We start from the raw sequence: 15,732 nt of genomic DNA, 5'->3' as shown, positions 1-15,732 counted from the left end.
AGGCGAACGGTCAGTGCGCGGCTTCGTTCCAGGACCGCCCGTAACCGACCGAGACCTCGAGGGGCACGGCGAGCTCGTACGCCGAGCCCATGCCGTGGCGCACCAGCTTCTCCAGCTGTTCGCGCTCCCCTTCGGCGACCTCCAGCACGAGTTCGTCGTGGACCTGCAGCAGGATCCGGCTCTTCAGCTTCGCCTTGACGAGTTCGCGGTGGACGTTGAGCATCGCGACCTTGATGATGTCGGCCGCGCTGCCCTGGATCGGGGCGTTCAGCGCCATCCGCTCGGCCATCTCGCGGCGCTGGCGGTTGTCGCTGTTGAGGTCGGGCAGGTAGCGGCGGCGGCCGAAGACCGTTTCGGTGTAACCGTTCTTCGCCGCGACCCCGACCACCGAGTGGAGGTAGTCGCGCACGCCGCCGAAGCGGTCGAAGTACGCCTCCATCTGGGACTTGGCGTCCTCGGTGGAAATCCGCAGCTGCTGCGAAAGCCCGTACGCCGAAAGCCCGTACGCGAGGCCGTACGACATCGCCTTGACGCGGTAGCGCAGCTCCGGCGTGATCTCCTCCGGCGGCATCGAGAACGCCCGCGACGCCACGAACGTGTGCAAGTCCTCGCCGGAGTTGAACGCCTCGATCAGGCCCTCGTCCTGCGACAGGTGCGCCATGATCCGCATTTCGATCTGGCTGTAGTCCGCGGTCATCAGCTCGGAAAAGCCCTCACCGACGACGAACGCGTCGCGGATGCGACGGCCTTCTTCGGTGCGCACGGGGATGTTCTGCAGGTTGGGCTCGGTCGAGGACAGCCGCCCGGTGGCCGCGATCGTCTGCAGCAGCGTGGTGTGGATGCGCCCGTCGTCGGCGACGGACTTGATCAGCCCCTCGACCGTCGTGCGCAGCTTCGTCGCGTCCCGGTGCTCCAGCATGTGCTGCAGGAACGGGTGTTCGGTCTTCTCGAACAGCCCCTGCAGCGCCTCGGCGTCGGTCGTGTAGCCGGTCTTGGTGCGCTTGGTCTTCGGCATGCCGAGCTCGTCGAAGAGCACGACCTGCAGCTGCTTCGGCGAACCGAGGTTGATCTGCTTGCCGATCACCGCGTACGCCTCTTCGGCCGCCTGCGTGACGCGCGAAAGGTAGTGCGCTTCCAGCGTGGTCAGCTGCTCCAGGTCGACGGCGACCCCGGCGATCTCCAGCTCGGTGATGACCTCCAGCAGCGGCAGCTCCAGCTCGGCGAGCAGCTTCGCGCCGCCGATCTCCTCCAGCTCCTTCTCGAGCGCGCCGGCCAGCTCGAAGATGGCGCGGGCCTTGACGAGCTCTTCCTGGATTTCCTTCTGCTCCAGGCCTTCCGCGCCGCCGTCGAGCAGCGACAGCTGGCCGTCGCCGCCGTCGGTCTCCGAGCGCAGCTCGCGGTGCAGGTAGCGCAGCGCGAGGTCGTCCAGCTCGAACGTGCGCTGGCCCGGGCGCACCAGGTACGCGGCCAGCGCGGTGTCCATGGCGAGCCCGGCGAGCGTCCAGCCGCGGGCGTGGATCGCGTGCAGCGCGACCTTGAGGTCGTGGCCGGTCTTGCGGATCTCCGGGTCGGCGAACCAGGCGGCCAGCGCGGCGTCGTCCGCCTGGTCCATCGCCGTGACGTCGACATACGCGCCTTCGCCGTCCGCCGCAGCGAAAGCTACCGCGCGCAGGTCGGAGCGGACGGACGCGCCCACCGCGCGGAACGCCAGCGCCACCGGCTCGCCCCCGCTCGCGTGCGCCGCCAGCCACGCGCCGAGCGCGCCGGGCGCGAGCGCGGCCCCCGAGACCTCGAAGCCCTCGTCGGCCTCCGGCTCGGCGCTCTGCAGCGTCGCGAACAGCCTGTCCCGCAGCACGCGGAACTCCAGCTCGTCGAACAGCGCGTGCACGGCTTCGCGGTCCCAGGGGCGCAGCTCCAGCCCGGCCGGGGCGATCTCCAGCTCGACGTCGCGGATCAGCTCGGTGAGCTGGCGGTTCAGCTGGACCGAGCTGAGGTGCGCCCGCAGCGCCTCCCCCGCCTTGCCCTTGACCTCGTCGACGCGGTCGATCAGGTCGTCGAGCGAGCCGAACTGCTTGATCCACTTGGCCGCGGTCTTCTCGCCGACGCCCGGGATGTTCGGCAGGTTGTCCGAGGGGTCGCCGCGCAGCGCCGCGAAGTCCGGGTACTGCCGCGGGGTGAGCCCGTACTTCTCCTCGACGGCGTCCGGCGTGAACCGGGTCATCTCCGACACGCCGCGCTTCGGGTACAGCACGGTCACGTGCTCGGTGACCAGCTGCAGCGCGTCCCGGTCACCCGTACAGATCAGGACGTCGAAGTCTTCCGCCGTCGCCTGCGTCGTGAGCGTGGCGATGATGTCGTCGGCCTCGAAGTTCTCCTTCGTCAGCGACGGGATGCCGAGCACGTCGAGGACTTCCTTGACCAGGTCGACCTGGCCGCGGAACTCGTCCGGGGTCGCGCTGCGGTTCGCCTTGTAGTCCGCGAACGTCTCCGAGCGGAACGTCTTGCGCGAGAGGTCGAACGCCACCGCGAGGTGGGTCGGCGCTTCGTCGCGGAGCAGGTTGATGAGCATCGAGGTGAAGCCGAAGACCGCGTTCGTGACCTGGCCGGTCTTGGTCTTGAAGTTCTCCGCCGGCAGCGCGAAGAACGCGCGGTAGGCCATCGAATGGCCGTCGATCAGCAGCAGCTTCGGGCGCTCGGCGACGCTGGTCGATCCTGTGGCGTTGGCAACGGTCGTCTTCTCACTCGGGCTCACGGGCCCGAGTCTAGGCTGAGGGTCCGACACTCTTACGTGTCGCATAGGAACAGGAGCTTTGTGTGACGGACAGTGCCGCCCCCATCGACGTGGAGCGGCTGTCGGGCATCGACCCGGCGGCGGCGGACCAGCAGCTGAACGACAAGATCGGCATGAAGCTGCTCGAAGCGACGGCCGAACGCGTGGTCGGCACGATCCCGGTCGAGGGCAACCTCCAGCCCTACGGCCTGCTGCACGGCGGCGCGAACGCGGTGCTCGCCGAGGCGCTGGGCTCGACGGTCGCGGCCCTCAACGCGGGCCCCGGCCGCGCGGCGATGGGGCTCGAGCTGTCCTGCACCCACCACCGGGCCGTGCGCGCGGGCACCGTCACCGGGGTCGCGACGCCGCTGCACGTCGGCCGCGGCACCATCACCGCGGAGATCGTGCTGACCGACGACGAGGGCCGCCGCACCTGCACCGCCCGGCTCACCTGCGTCGTCCGGGACCGCCCGCCGGGCGCCTGAGCCGGTGGACCTCGACCTCGCCCAGGTGCGGGCGTTCGTGGTGACCGCGGACCAGCGCCACTTCGGGCGAGCCGCCCAGGCGCTGTTCCTCACCCAGCAGGCGCTCTCGAAGCGCATCCGCAAGCTCGAGGACGCCCTCGCGACGCCGTTGTTCCTGCGCACCAACCGGTCGGTCGAGCTGACCGCCGAAGGCGAGCGGTTCCTGCCGCACGCGCGGGAGCTGGTCCGGGTGGCCGACGCGGCGGTGGCCGCCATGGGCGCCGACGACCGGCCGCTGCGCCTCGACCTGCTCGACTACCGCCTCTCCCCGATGTTCCTGCTGCGCCGGCTCGCCGAGCGGGACGCGGGGCTGCGGGTGGACAAGGTCGCCGGCGGCGGGTTCGCCACCGCCGTCGAGAAGCTGCTGAGCGGCGAGCTCGACGCCGCCTTCGGCCGGGTGAACGGCTTCGGGCGGGCGCTGCCCGACGAGCTGGAGCACCGGGTCGTCCGGCTGGAGCCGCTGGTCGCCCTGCTCGCCCCGGAGCACCCCCTCGCCGTGCAGGACACCCTGCCGCTGACCGACCTCAGCGCCGACGGGATCTGGCTGCCCGGGCACGGCGGCCCCGCCGAATGGCTGTCCTACGTGCACGAGCTGTGCACCCGCTTCGGCGTGCCGATCGACGACTCCGGCGTCAGCTACGACCTGCGGCACACGCTGGAGCAGACCCGCTACGGCAAGCGGCGCGTCACGCTCGCCGGCGCGGACATGGAGCTCGCGCCCGACCTGAACCTGAAGGTGCTGCCGTTCGAGCCGTCGCCGCTGTTCCCGTGGTCGCTGGTCTGGCGGCGAGGGAAGGCGCACCCGGCGCTGAAGCGGCTGATGTCGCTGGCCGGGCGCACCAGCCGCGAAGAGGACTGGTGCGCCTACGACCCGGCGCACGCCTGGGTGCCGGACGACGACGTCATCCTCGCAGCTGCCGCGCGAACCACCCGGTGAACGCGGCGTCGACCCGGGCCGCGGCCGGCGTGCCCGGCGGGAGTTCGTGCGCCATCCCCTCGACCGCCACCAGCTCGGCACCCAGCTTCTCGTGCAGGGCCGCGGCCGGTTCGCGCACGGCGACGTCGTCGTCGGCCCCGGTCACGAGCAGCAGCGGCGCGGTCAGCTCGGCGGCCCGGTTCACGTAGTCGTAGCGCGCCGCGACCGCGCGGGACCGCTCGGTCCACGCGTAGGTCACCCCGAAGCGCCGCTCGTTGGCGGCGATCATCGGCGCGAGCTGGACGACCGGGCTGACCACCGCGGCGGCGGTGATCTCGGCGTCCCCGCGCGCCAGCACCTCCAGCGCCACGATCGCCCCGGCCGAGCCGCCGAACACCCCGAGCGGCCCGCTCGCGCCCGGCAGCCGGTCGCGCAGCTCGGCCAGCGCCGCCGGGAACTCGGCCGCCGCCTGCTCGGTCACGGGCTCGAAGACGTTCAGGACGGCGTCCTCGCCCGCGCGCCGGAAGACCTCGTCGTGGCCGCCTTCGGGCAGCCGCGCCCCGCTCAGCGGCAACCCGAAGTACACCCGCCACGCCTGGAGACCCGCCATCGGCACGGCCTCGGCCATCGCCTGCTCGCTCGACGGCACGTCCATCAGGTGCCAGCCGGCCACCAGCGCCGCCGGTTCGCCGGCGTTCGCCGGCGGCACCGCCACGAACGGCACCCCGGCCGCGATACCCTCGATCATCTCGTGCTCCTCGGTTTTCGTTGTGCCCCAAGCAAACCGCGAGAAGACGAGCGGGTCCAACAGCCTTCCGGACCGCGACGACAACCGGTGGTTGTGGCCGGGAACGCGAACCGGCCCCGCACGCCGGAGCGTGCGGGGCCGGGGTGAAAGCCGCCGGGACGTCAGCCGACGCCCAGGTAGGCCTCCTTGATGCTGTTGTCCGCGAGCAGTTCCTTGCCGGTGCCGGACTTGGTGATCCGGCCGGTTTCGAGGACGTACGCGCGGTGGGCGCGGGACAGCGCCTGCTGCGCGTTCTGCTCCACCAGCAGCACGGTGGTGCCCTGCTTGTTGATCTCCGTGATGATCCGGAAGATCTGCTGGATGAACTGCGGGGCGAGCCCCATCGACGGCTCGTCCAGCAGCAGCAGCTTCGGCTTCGCCATCAGCGCGCGCCCGATCGCGAGCATCTGCTGCTCGCCGCCGGACATCGTGCCGCCGAACTGGCCCTTGCGCTCCGCCAGCCGCGGGAACAGCTCGAAGACCCGTTCCAGGTCCTCGGCCAGGTCCTTGCGGTCCTTGCGGGCGTAGGCGCCCATGTCGAGGTTCTCCATCACCGTCATGCCCGGGAAGATCCCGCGGCCTTCCGGCGCCTGCGAGATGCCGCGGACGACCCGGAGGTCGCCGCGCAGCTTGGAGATGTCCTCGCCGGCGAACGTGATCTTGCCCGACGAGATCGGCCGGATGCCCGAGATGGCCCGCATCGTCGTCGACTTGCCGGCGCCGTTGGCCCCGATCAGCGTGACGATCTCGCCTTCCTCGACCGAGATGGACAGCCCGGAAACCGCCTGGATCCGTCCGTAGTGGACGGACACGTCCGACAACTCAAGCAACGTCATCGTCAGGCACCCCCAGGTAGGCCGCGATCACCGCGGGGTTCTCGCGGATCTCGGCGGGCAGTCCTTCGGCGATCTTCTTGCCGAACTCCAGCACCACGATCCGGTCGGTCACGCCCATGACGAGCTTCATGTCGTGTTCGATGAGCAGCACGGTGTAGCCGTCGTCGCGGATGGTCCGGATCAGGCCCATCAGGTCTTCCTTCTCCGCCGGGTTGAAGCCCGCCGCGGGCTCGTCCAGGCAGAGCAGCTTCGGCTCGGTGGCCAGCGCCCGCGCGATCTCCAGGCGCCGCTGGTAGCCGTAGGGCAGGTTCTTCGCCCGGTCGGCCGCGCGGTCGGCGATGCCGACGAACTCCAGCAGGGCCATCGCCTTCTCGACGGCGGCCTTCTCCTCGCGGTGGTGGCGCGGGGAGCGGACCAGCGCGCCGAGCAGGCTGGTCTTGTGCCGCGCGTCGGTGCCGACGACGACGTTCTCCAGCGCGGTCATCTCGCTGAAGAGCCGGATGTTCTGGAACGTCCGCGCGATGCCCAGCTGGGTGATGCCGTGCCGCGACGTCTTGCCCAGCGCCTTGCCCTCCAGCCGGACCTCGCCCGAGGTCGGCCGGTAGACGCCGGTCATCGCGTTGAAGCACGTCGTCTTGCCCGCGCCGTTCGGCCCGATCAGGCCGAGGATCTCGCCGCGGCGGATGCCGAAGGAGATCTGGTCGAGCGCGACGAGACCGCCGAAGCGCATCGTCACGTCGTCGACCTCGAGCAGCGTCTCGCCGACCTCGACCTCGATGTCGCGGTCCGGCGCGACGACCTCGGCGACCTCGGCGTCGTGCTCGGCCCGCTCCTCCGCCGTCATCTGCTGCAGTTCGGCGACGAGGCCGCCCTCCGCGACGACCTCCGGCCCGCCGTTCTGGGGCTCGGTCATGACTTGCTCCCCGGGGTCGGTTCGGTCTGCAGCGCGCCGTCACTGCTGATCTGCTCACCGCGGCCCAGCAGTCGTTGGTACGCCTGCCTGCCGTAGGCGAGCAGGCGCTGGCGCGCACCGAGCAGGCCCTGCGGCCGGAAGATCATCAGGATGATCAGCGCCAGGCCGAAGATCAGGTACTTGTACTCGGCGATCGCCTGGAAGCGCAGCGGGACGTAGGCGACGACGCAGGCGCCGAGGAGGACACCCACCTTGTTGCCCGACCCGCCGAGGATCACCGCGGCCAGGAACAGCATCGACGTGACGACGTCGAACTTCTGGTTGTTCACGAAGCCGAGCTGTCCGGCGTAGAGCGCCCCGGAGAGGCCGCCGATCGCCGCGCCGCTGATGAACGCCCAGATCTTGAACTTGAACGTCGGCACGCCCATGATCTCCGCCGCGTCCTCGTCGTCCCGGATGGCGACCCACGCGCGGCCGACGCGGCTGCGCTCCAGGTTCCCGACCAGGAACAGGACGGCGATGATCAGCGTGACGCACAGCCAGTACCACGGCGTGCCGTTCGAGTTGTTGAACAGCGCCGAGCCGTCGGCGTTCGTGCCCGGCGGGTGCCCGACCTCCTTGAAGCCGGAGTTGCCGCGCAGCGGGCCGACGTTGTCCGCGAGCAGGCGGACGATCTCGCCGAACCCGAGCGTCACGATCGCGAGGTAGTCCCCTCGCAGCCGCAGCGTCGGTGTCCCGAGGATCACGCCGAACACCATCGTCACGACCATGGCGATCGGCAGCACGACGAGGAACGGCAGGTGCGACAGCGACGAGTCGGGACTCGTGAACAGCGCCATCACGTACGCGCCGATCGCGAAGAACCCGACGTACCCGAGGTCCAGCAGGCCCGCCTGGCCGACCACGACGTTGAGGCCGATGGCGACCAGTGCGTAGCGGGCCACCTCGAACATCGCGATCGGGAAGTCGTACCCCGGCTGGGTGGTCAGGATCGGCGGGTTCAGCACCGGCAGGAAGTAGATCAGCACCACCAGCGGGATCAGGATGACCCACTGCTGGACGCGGCTCAGGTTGTTCCAGCGCTCGCGCAGCGAGTGCTTGCCGGGGCTCGCCACCGCCGGCTGGGTCGTGGTCGTCGTCATACCCGGGCCTTTCCGAGCGACTCACCGAGGATGCCGGTGGGCCGGATCATCAGGACCAGCACCAGCAGGACGAACGCGACGATGTCGCGCCACCCGCCGCCGAACAGCGACTGGCCGTAGTTCTCCGCGACGCCGAGCAGCAGGCCGCCCAGCAGCGCGCCGCGCAGGTTGCCGATACCGCCGAGCACCGCCGCGGTGAACGCCTTGATGCCGAGCAGGAAGCCGCCCTGGTACCACGCGCCCTGCGGGATCTTCATCATGTAGAACAGCGCCGCCGCACCGGCGAGCAGGCCGCCGATGAGGAAGGTCAGCATGATGACGCGTTCCTTGTTGACGCCCATCAGCGTCGCGGTGTCCGGGTCCTGCGCCACGGCGCGGATGCCGCGCCCGAACTTCGTCTTGTTGACGAAGTAGTTGGCGCCGAGCATCAGCAGGATCGACGCGACGACCGTGATGATCGTGACGTTGGTGACGCTGCCGCCGAAGAGCGTGAAGACTTCCTGGTTGCGCATGAGCCGGATGCCCAGCTCGGGGTTGCCGCCGCGCCAGATGAAGATGAGCTGCTGCAGCACGAAGGAAGCGCCGATCGCGGTGATCAGGAAGACCAGCTTGGGCGCGCCGCGTTTTCTCAGCGGCCGGTAGGCGACCCGTTCGAGGACCACCGCCGTGCCGCCGGAGATCGCCATCGACGCCAGCAACGCGAGGAGCAGGAAGCCGATCAGCTCGATCACGGTGAGCGTGGGCGTGTTACCGGGGCGGAACCCGAGGCCGTAGAAGGTGAACCACGTCGCGTAGACGCCGTAGATGAACACCTCGGAGTGGGCGAAGTTGATGAGCTTCAGGACGCCGTAGACGAGGGTGTACCCCAGCGCCACGAGCGCGTAGATGCTGCCGTAGGCGAGCCCGTCGAACGTGTTGTTCCAGAACTGGTCGAGGAACGCGCTCACGTCGAACGTGATCCAGCTGTCGCTCTGCGCCAGAACGACCGAGCTCAAGTGATGAGTCAATGACACACTAGTTCTCCATGTGGGACCGGGGTGCCCACCCGGCGGGATCGAGCCGCCGGGCGAGCACCCCGGGAATCAGAACGGGAGCGTTGCGCTACTTGATCTCGGTGTTGCGGACGATCTTCCCGCCCTCGACCTTGTAGGTCCACACGGTCGTGCTGGACAGCTCGCCCTTGTCGTCCCACTTGAAGTGCTTCGTGATGCCCTGGCCGTCGTACGACTTGACGAAGTCCAGCAGGCCGGCGCGGTCCTTCTTGCCCGCGTCGATGCCCTTGAGCAGGATCGTCGCCAGGTCGTAGGCCTCGGGCGAGTAGGTGCCCGGGTCCTTGCCGACCGCGGCCTTGTAGGCGTCGGTGAACTTGGTGAACTGGTCCGCCGGGACGCACGGGCAGGTGAAGTACGCCTTCGAGGCCGCCTCGCCGGCGCCCTTGACGAACTCGTCGTCCTTGACGCCGTCCGGGCCCACGAACTTGGCCTCGACGCCCGCGTCGTTCAGCTGCTGCGCGAACGGAGCGGCTTCCTGGTAGTACCCGGAGTAGAACACCGCGTCCGGCTTCTCGCTCTTGATCTTGTTGACCACGGCCGAGAAGTCGGTCTGCTTCGTCTTGACGGAGTCCTGGCAGGTGCCCTTGTCGCCGAGCGCCTGGATGGTCGACGCGGCCAGGCCGGTGCCGTAGTCGGAGTCGTCCTTGATGACGCACACCTTGTTGGCCTTGAGCTCGCCGGTCATGAACTTCGCGGCGGCCGGGCCCTGGGTGTTGTCGTTGCCCAGGCCGCGGAAGAAGGTCTTCCAGCCGTTCTGGGACAGGGTCGGGTTGGTGGCCGACGGGGTGACCGTGACCAGACCCGCGCCGTTGAAGATGTTGCCCGCGGCCTTGGACTCGCCGGAGAACGGCAGGCCGACGACGCCGATGATGGCCGGCGTGTTGACGATCTGCGTCACGATGCCGGGCGCCTTGTCGGGCGTGCCCTCGGTGTCGAACTGCTCCAGCTTGACCTGGCAGCCCGGGTTGGCCTTGTTGTGCTGCTCCACGGCGAGCTTCGCGCCGTTCAGGATGTTGACGCCCAGCGCGGCGTTGGCGCCGTTGATGGTGCCCGCGTACGCGATGGAGGTCGGGGAACACTGGGCCTTGCCGTCACCGGCGGGGTCGGCCGCGTCGGCGGCGGCGGACGGAGCCGCGGCCTGGGACTGCGAGCTCGCGCTGCTGTCGCCCGAGCCGCTGTCCGTGCGTGCCGAACACGCGCTGAGCGAAATGGCCCCGGCAGCGGCCAGCACGATGAACCGCGCAAGTCGTGCTTTCTGCACTCGTTCCTCCAAATGCCACCTGACCGCCCGGTAGGACGGCTGTCCCCATGTGGGACCTGACTGGCCGCTGAAAGTAGCCGCCCCGGGAGCCGTTGCACAGAGTCACGCGTGCTCTTGTAGCCACATCGTGACGGTCGTCACGAGTATTAACGTATGATTTACACCCGCTCGTCGTAATCTGACCAGCGGGTGGTGACTCTCGGTGCTCAACAGCCCGCGGAGTGCCCCTTGACGCCCGGTTAAACGTGTGCAGAGTCTACGGACCACGAGTCGATCACCGCGCCCGGCCACGCCGGGAAGGTTCGCAAAGGTACCAACAACGCCCTTTCGGGCACCCGGAGCGTCACGAAAACGGGGTGCGCCGGTCGTCCCGGCGCACCCCGTGTCGGTGGTGGTTCAGCTCCCGATGCTCTCCACGACGGCCTCGGCGACGGCCTTCATGGTCGTCCGCCGGTCCATGGCGGTGCGCTGGATCCAGCGGAAGGCATCGGGCTCGGTGAGCCCCTGGCGGCTCATGAGCAGCCCCTTGGCCCGGTCGATGACTTTGCGCGTCTCGAGCCGGTCGGTGAGCCCGGCGACCTCGGCCTCGAGCGCCTGCAGCTCGGAGAACCGGCTGACGGCGAGCTCGATGGCGGGCACGAGGTCCCGCTTCGCGAAGGGCTTGACGAGGTAGGCCATGGTGCCGGCGTCTCGCGCGCGCTCGACGAGATCCCGCTGGCTGAAGGCGGTGAGGATGACGACGGGCGCGATCCGATCCCCGGTGATCTTGGCCGCGGCCTCGATCCCGTCCAGCTTGGGCATCTTCACGTCGAGGATCACGAGATCGGGCTTGAGATCGGTGGCCAGCGCGATGGCCTGCTCCCCGTCCCCGGCTTCGCCGACGACTTCGTAACCCTCTTCACGCAGCATTTCGACGAGGTCCAGCCGGATGAGCGCCTCGTCCTCCGCGACGAGCACCCGTCGCTGCGGCACGGTGGCGGCACCGTTGGCCTCGGTAGCCTGATCGGTCACCGGGGTCCTCCTGAAGACTCGGCGGGACAGTCGGTTTTTCGCGGCTTCCCGCGAACCTGAAGCCTACCGGGAACGATCCAGTTCGAGAGATGGCGTTCACCACGAAGTGGCGGGGACGACACTCCCGCCCCCGAAGGTCGGAGGAGAGCGGTGATCCCGTAGGGTTGTCGCGTCGCGCCCCCGTAGCCCAACTGGCAGAGGCAACGGATTCAAAACCCGTCCAGTGTGAGTTCGAATCTCACCGGGGGCACTCGCGAGCACCAGCAGAAAACGGCCCCTGACCAGGAAGAACCTGGGCAGGGGCCGCACTTGTCTGATCCAGTTGTGTCCGGGGCAGTCAGGACGGCAGCCCCAGGATTGCGTGCTCGCCAGCCTGTGAAGCGACGATCTCGACGAAGTGCTGCAAGACGACGAACGGCAGCGTCTGCTCCCCGTCGAAGAAGACGTCCGCCGGCTTCTCTTCTTCGGGCGCGTAGACAACCACCGTCACGGCGGTCGGTCCTGGAGCCGGTGAAGCAGGCATAGCAGCTGAAGCCGGAACCGTTCGCGCCTCACTGAGCTCGAAATACGTGGTCCGATCCTCGCCTACGCCAGTCTCGGTGGCCGCAGCGCAGTACAAGCCGCCATCGAATTCCCAGGTCACCAGAGACACGGTGGGATGTTGCCACATCTGCGTCAGCCGGCCGCAGGTCGCACATCCACGGTCGCCCGCGGGGCGGCTGGGCGGCGGCGCCGGGTTGGCCGCGCTCAACGTCTGGCTGGTGCTGAGAACCAGTAGGCCGGCTGACCACAGTGGACGTCGGCCGAACGTGGATGAGTACGGCTGCGGTTCCGGGCTCTGCTACCGGGCGAAGTTCGGTTCCGCCGCTTCCAGCCGTGGTACCGGAATGCCCAACCGCCGTGCTTCGGTCAGTGTGTCCCGGCAGACCTCGCGTGGCTCCTCGGCCTCGGGGTCGAAGTGCGCCGCCAAACTCACGCGCGCCGGCTCGACGTGAGCGGTGAGCCAGGCGAGCACCGGAGCCGTCAGCCAGGTGGGTGCCCGGAACAGCAGCACACCGCCGCGGTGACGTCGTAGGTCGACGCCGCGTGCCTCCAGGAGTGGCAGCAGTTCGCGGGCCGCCAGCAGGCCCTCGCGCAGGTCTCTCCTCGACCCGGCCAGTTTGGACAGAGACCCCACTCGCAGCCCCTGCGAGAGCAGGCCCGCGTCCGACGCGAAGTGGACCCACAGCCAGCCGCGGAAGTCGGGGCGTTCCTTGATGCGGAGTCCGGCCTCGCGGAACGCCTGGCGCGCCGCCAGTTCTCGGTCGGTCGGGGGCTCGCCGAGCGTGCCGAAGACGACCGAACGCATCAGCATTCCACGGAGCACTCCTCCCGCGTCGAAGCCGCCGCCGGCCTGAGGGAAGCCCCACGCGATGCGGTCGGCCGGGAGGGTGCCGATCGCGGCCGGGGGCTCCGTCCAGATGTTGCCGAAGACCAAAACCGTGGCCTGGCCGAGGCGCGGGGCCAGGAAGGCCGTTGCCTCCTCGAGGCGGTGGTGCGGCACGCTGAGCACGATCAGGTCGAAGTCGTGGCCGGGCTCCAGGGTCTCGCGGTAGCGCACCGGCCACTTCTCGGTGACGCGCTGCCCCCACACCCGGCGCCGCAGGTCGCTCAGGTCGAGCTCCACCGTGTCCCCGTACGTCGCCGCGCGGCCCGGCCGGACGTAGAACTCGACGTCGTGCCCCGCCCGTTGGAGGGCCCAGCCGTAGACGGTGGCGATCACGCCTCGGCCGAACATCAGGATCTTCACGCCGCACCTCGTGGGGTATTGTCGATCTGGAGGTCATCTCCACTTCTGAAAATATGGAGATCATCTCCATTTGTCAACGGGAGGGTGGTTCGTGACCGCCGAGAAGCCGCTGCGGGCCGATGCCCGGCGCAAGCGCGACGCCCTGCTCGCCAAGGCCCGGGAGGTCTTCGACGCGGGCGGCTTCTTCGACCTCCGCTTCGACGACTTCGCCCGGTTGGCCGGGGTGGGCACCGGCACGTTGTACCGCCACTTCCCCACCCGGGAGTCGCTGGCCGAAGCGGTCTACCGCGGGGAAGTCGCCGCCCTGTGCGACCGCGCCCGCCGGCTGCAGGCCACGTTGCCCCCGGCGGAGGCCTTGGCGACCTTCCTGCGCGGCATGGTCGACCACATCGCGGCCCACGAGGGCCTGGCCCGGACGCTGGCCACGCTCATGGCCGATCGGGCCGGCGACCTCGCCGAAGGCAGCCGGGCGCTGGAGCAGGCGGTCGCCGACCTGGTGGCCGCCGCCGTGCGGGACGGCGCCGTCCGCGACGACGTGGACGCCGGTGCCGTGATGATGGCGCTGCACGGCATCGGCGCGGCCCACGACCGACCGGGCTGGCGGGCCGAGGCCGACGGTGTCATCACCCTCGTGCTGGACGGGTTGCGCTGCCGGCCATGACAAGCGTGGCACCGACGCGTCAGGACGGATCTGCCGGGTTTTCGGTCCGCGGCATGTCGGCGTCGAGACCGGCGGCGAGGGCGACGATCGCGTTGAGGACCGTCACCACCTCCTTGCGTGGCTCCGAGCGGGTGGTGCGGTGCCGCGCGACGAGGGTGCGGGTTCCGAGGCCGGGCAACGACACCGCCTTCGCACCGTCCGGGACCGCTTCCCGCACCGCGAGCGCGGGCACGAGCGCGATGCCCAGGCCGCCCGCCACCATCGACAGGGCGACGTTGTAGTCGTAGTAGCTGTGGCCGGGCGCCGGGGCGGGCGGGAATGCGCGGCGGGCGTGCTCGGTGGCCGTGTGCGCCGCCGTTTCGGAGTCGACGCCCAGCCAGGTCAGGTGCTCCAAGTCGGCCGTGCTGGCCGGGTCCGGGGTGCCGGTGGGCAGGACCACCAGCCACGGTTCTTCCAGGATGGGGACGTCGCGGGTGCCGCGCGCCGGTTTTCCCTCGCCTGAAAGGCTTCGGTCCTCGAGGATGAGCAGATCGACCGTGCCCGAACGCAGTGATTGCAGCGCCTTGCCGGTCTCCATCTCGCGGATCACCACTTCCAGCGCGGGGAACTGCTCCCGCAACTGGTGCACGAGCGGGATCAGCAGCGAGCGGATGACGGACTGGAACCCGGCGATGACGACCGTGCCGGTGACGTCTTCGGCAAGGGCGGCCAGGGCTTTGCGCGCGTCGATGAGTTCGGCCTCGATGTGCTCGGCCGCCTCGGCCAGGACCCGCCCGGCCGGGGTCAGGACGGCGCCGGTGGGCTGGCGGTCGAGCACCGCCGTGCCGGTCGACTCCTCAAGACGGGCGATCTGCTGGGACACCGCCGAGGGCGTCAGGTGCAGGAGATCACCGGCGGCGAGCACGCCGCCTGCGCGGTGCACGGCGAGCAGGACGGCGAGCCGGCGCGGATCGATCTGCATTCAGCGGAGCTTAACCCCCGGAGCAGATAACTTCGATTGCGTTGTACCCCCGCGGCCCGTCACGATGGCGCCATGGAGGAAATGTTGTCGCTGGCCGCCACCACGGCCGGCTGGCTGGGAGCACTCGGCACCGCAACGGCGTACGGCCTGGTCTCCGGCCGGGTGGTCGAATCGGGCTCGGCCACGTTCCAGTCGCTCAACCTGTCGGGCGCCGCCCTGCTCGCCGTCTCGGCCGCCGCCAGCGGTGCCTGGCCCGGGGTCGCCGCGAACTTCGTCTGGGTCCTGATCAGCGTGGTCACGCTGATCAGCGCGCGCGGCGCCCTGAGCGGCAGGCCGACCCCGGGTGAGACAGCCCCGTCGAGCTCCCCGGGCTGATCGGTCTCGCGGCGACCGTGACGCCGGACTAGCCGAGACCCGGACCGCGGGCCGCGCGGGAGTTCGCGCCGGCTCGTGCGGTGAGCAGGCCCAGCGCGATCATGGCGACGCCCAGGCCCAGGTGCAGCCAGTTGTCCGCGGTGTTGACCGGGACGAAGTTGGCGTCGCTGCCGTGGTCGATGACCAGCCCGTACAGCCAGAGCACGAGGTAGACGACCCCGCCGCCGATCAGGAACGTCCGCGCGCCTCGTGCGGTGCGGGCCGAAGCGAGGCCGACGACGCCGAACAGCAGGTGCACGACGTTGTGCAGGACCGAGACCATGAACACGCCCAGCAGCATGGCCATCGAGTCGTGGCCGGCGAAGCTCAGCTGGTCGTAGTCCGTGGTGACGCCGGGGACGAACCCGAGTACGCCGACCAGCAGGAACACGACCGACACGACCATCGCGGTGAGCTGCACCGGTGTCCGCGTGCGAGCAGGACTGGTTGCCGACATGGCTTTCCCTTCGTGGAACCGCATCAGAGACGTGCCGCCTTCCGGCACGGACAGCGGGCTTCCCGGTTTTCCCGCGAACACACCTGAGGGTTCGATCGCGCCCGTCCGGGTATCCGCTCGGCGTTAAGGCACGCAGCCACCGACCGACGCCGGATCCCCGTGGTCCGCCCTCGGAAGTGGTCTCGGGTTCAACCCCAGCTCGGGCGCCGCGACGGCCACCGCTCGCGCGGCCGTCCCG

16 protein-coding genes and 1 tRNA gene are annotated in these 15,732 nt (G+C 69.8%); 5 read left to right on the top strand and 12 right to left on the bottom strand.

The features are described from left to right. Positions 1-10 precede the first annotated feature (10 nt). Positions 11-2,752: a DNA polymerase I gene (gene polA, locus AB0B33_RS12405; RefSeq protein WP_360770157.1), complete on the bottom strand. Its 2,742-nt coding sequence runs from the start codon at positions 2,750-2,752 to the stop codon at positions 11-13. Positions 2,753-2,814: 62 nt separating this feature from the next. Here polA and AB0B33_RS12400 point away from each other — a divergent pair, with 62 nt between their 5' ends. Together AB0B33_RS12400 and AB0B33_RS12395 are read left to right on the top strand one after the other, a co-directional pair. Beyond that, on the top strand, positions 2,815-3,255 hold the full coding sequence (locus AB0B33_RS12400; protein ID WP_086858832.1) for a hotdog fold thioesterase: 441 nt from the start codon (positions 2,815-2,817) through the stop codon (positions 3,253-3,255). A 4-nt stretch (positions 3,256-3,259) separates the two neighbouring features. Next, the gene (locus AB0B33_RS12395) at positions 3,260-4,231 is read left to right on the top strand and encodes a LysR family transcriptional regulator (protein ID WP_360770153.1); all 972 of its coding nucleotides are present in this window, start codon (positions 3,260-3,262) and stop codon (positions 4,229-4,231) included. On the opposite strand, the gene AB0B33_RS12390 is transcribed toward AB0B33_RS12395, so the two are convergent. The 7 genes from AB0B33_RS12390 to AB0B33_RS12360 form a co-directional block, all read right to left on the bottom strand. Continuing rightward, positions 4,197-4,958 carry a prolyl oligopeptidase family serine peptidase gene (locus tag AB0B33_RS12390; protein ID WP_360770151.1) on the bottom strand — a complete coding sequence of 254 codons (762 nt, stop codon included), beginning with the start codon at positions 4,956-4,958 and terminating at the stop codon, positions 4,197-4,199. The two genes, AB0B33_RS12395 and AB0B33_RS12390, sit on opposite strands and share 35 nt — an antisense overlap. Before the next feature lie 161 nt (positions 4,959-5,119). Beyond that, entirely contained in the window at positions 5,120-5,833 is a 714-nt protein-coding gene (locus AB0B33_RS12385) for an ABC transporter ATP-binding protein (protein WP_247021340.1), read from the bottom strand. Beyond that, the gene (locus AB0B33_RS12380; RefSeq protein WP_247021338.1) at positions 5,820-6,746 is read right to left on the bottom strand and encodes an ABC transporter ATP-binding protein; all 927 of its coding nucleotides are present in this window, start codon (positions 6,744-6,746) and stop codon (positions 5,820-5,822) included. The genes AB0B33_RS12385 and AB0B33_RS12380 overlap by 14 nt, the downstream gene beginning before the upstream one ends. Next, a complete protein-coding gene (locus tag AB0B33_RS12375) occupies positions 6,743-7,888 on the bottom strand; it encodes a branched-chain amino acid ABC transporter permease (RefSeq protein WP_247021336.1) in 1,146 nt (381 codons plus the stop codon). Before AB0B33_RS12375 ends, AB0B33_RS12380 begins: the two co-directional genes overlap by 4 nt. Then, a complete protein-coding gene (locus AB0B33_RS12370; RefSeq protein ID WP_247021334.1) occupies positions 7,885-8,883 on the bottom strand; it encodes a branched-chain amino acid ABC transporter permease in 999 nt (332 codons plus the stop codon). The genes AB0B33_RS12375 and AB0B33_RS12370 overlap by 4 nt, the downstream gene beginning before the upstream one ends. A 106-nt stretch (positions 8,884-8,989) precedes the next feature. Next, complete coding sequence (locus tag AB0B33_RS12365) at positions 8,990-10,171, bottom strand: branched-chain amino acid ABC transporter substrate-binding protein (protein ID WP_360770393.1); 1,182 nt, start codon at positions 10,169-10,171, stop codon at positions 8,990-8,992. Between the two features lie 426 nt (positions 10,172-10,597). Further along, positions 10,598-11,212 carry a response regulator gene (locus AB0B33_RS12360; RefSeq protein ID WP_247021332.1) on the bottom strand — a complete coding sequence of 205 codons (615 nt, stop codon included), beginning with the start codon at positions 11,210-11,212 and terminating at the stop codon, positions 10,598-10,600. 176 nt (positions 11,213-11,388) lie between these two features. On the opposite strand from AB0B33_RS12360, the gene AB0B33_RS12355 reads away from it, so the two are divergent. Continuing rightward, positions 11,389-11,462 (top strand) — tRNA-Leu (locus AB0B33_RS12355). Positions 11,463-11,549: 87 nt separating this feature from the next. Here AB0B33_RS12355 and AB0B33_RS12350 read toward each other — a convergent pair. Both AB0B33_RS12350 and AB0B33_RS12345 read right to left on the bottom strand, forming a co-directional pair. Beyond that, positions 11,550-11,855, bottom strand: coding sequence for a hypothetical protein (locus tag AB0B33_RS12350; protein ID WP_360770145.1), 306 nt, complete (start codon positions 11,853-11,855; stop codon positions 11,550-11,552). Between the two features lie 198 nt (positions 11,856-12,053). Then, entirely contained in the window at positions 12,054-13,001 is a 948-nt protein-coding gene (locus tag AB0B33_RS12345; RefSeq protein ID WP_360770143.1) for a 2-dehydropantoate 2-reductase N-terminal domain-containing protein, read from the bottom strand. Between the two features lie 91 nt (positions 13,002-13,092). Between AB0B33_RS12345 and AB0B33_RS12340 the strand changes: the two genes are divergently transcribed. After that, positions 13,093-13,662: a TetR/AcrR family transcriptional regulator gene (locus tag AB0B33_RS12340; RefSeq protein ID WP_360770140.1), complete on the top strand. Its 570-nt coding sequence runs from the start codon at positions 13,093-13,095 to the stop codon at positions 13,660-13,662. 19 nt (positions 13,663-13,681) lie between these two features. On the opposite strand, the gene AB0B33_RS12335 is transcribed toward AB0B33_RS12340, so the two are convergent. Next, positions 13,682-14,623 carry a LysR family transcriptional regulator gene (locus AB0B33_RS12335; RefSeq protein ID WP_247021249.1) on the bottom strand — a complete coding sequence of 314 codons (942 nt, stop codon included), beginning with the start codon at positions 14,621-14,623 and terminating at the stop codon, positions 13,682-13,684. 72 nt (positions 14,624-14,695) lie between these two features. On the opposite strand from AB0B33_RS12335, the gene AB0B33_RS12330 reads away from it, so the two are divergent. Beyond that, complete coding sequence (locus tag AB0B33_RS12330) at positions 14,696-14,998, top strand: hypothetical protein (RefSeq protein WP_360770136.1); 303 nt, start codon at positions 14,696-14,698, stop codon at positions 14,996-14,998. A 28-nt stretch (positions 14,999-15,026) separates the two neighbouring features. Here AB0B33_RS12330 and AB0B33_RS12325 read toward each other — a convergent pair whose 3' ends face one another. Next, the gene (locus tag AB0B33_RS12325; RefSeq protein WP_360770134.1) at positions 15,027-15,494 is read right to left on the bottom strand and encodes a DUF4383 domain-containing protein; all 468 of its coding nucleotides are present in this window, start codon (positions 15,492-15,494) and stop codon (positions 15,027-15,029) included. Positions 15,495-15,732 lie beyond the last annotated feature (238 nt).

It is taken from the genome of Amycolatopsis sp. NPDC049159 (genome assembly GCF_040648295.1).
Lineage (GTDB): Bacteria > Actinomycetota > Actinomycetes > Mycobacteriales > Pseudonocardiaceae > Amycolatopsis > Amycolatopsis pretoriensis_A.
Note: the sequence above shows the minus strand (reverse complement) of the source record. Positions and strands in the feature narration are given on the sequence as shown.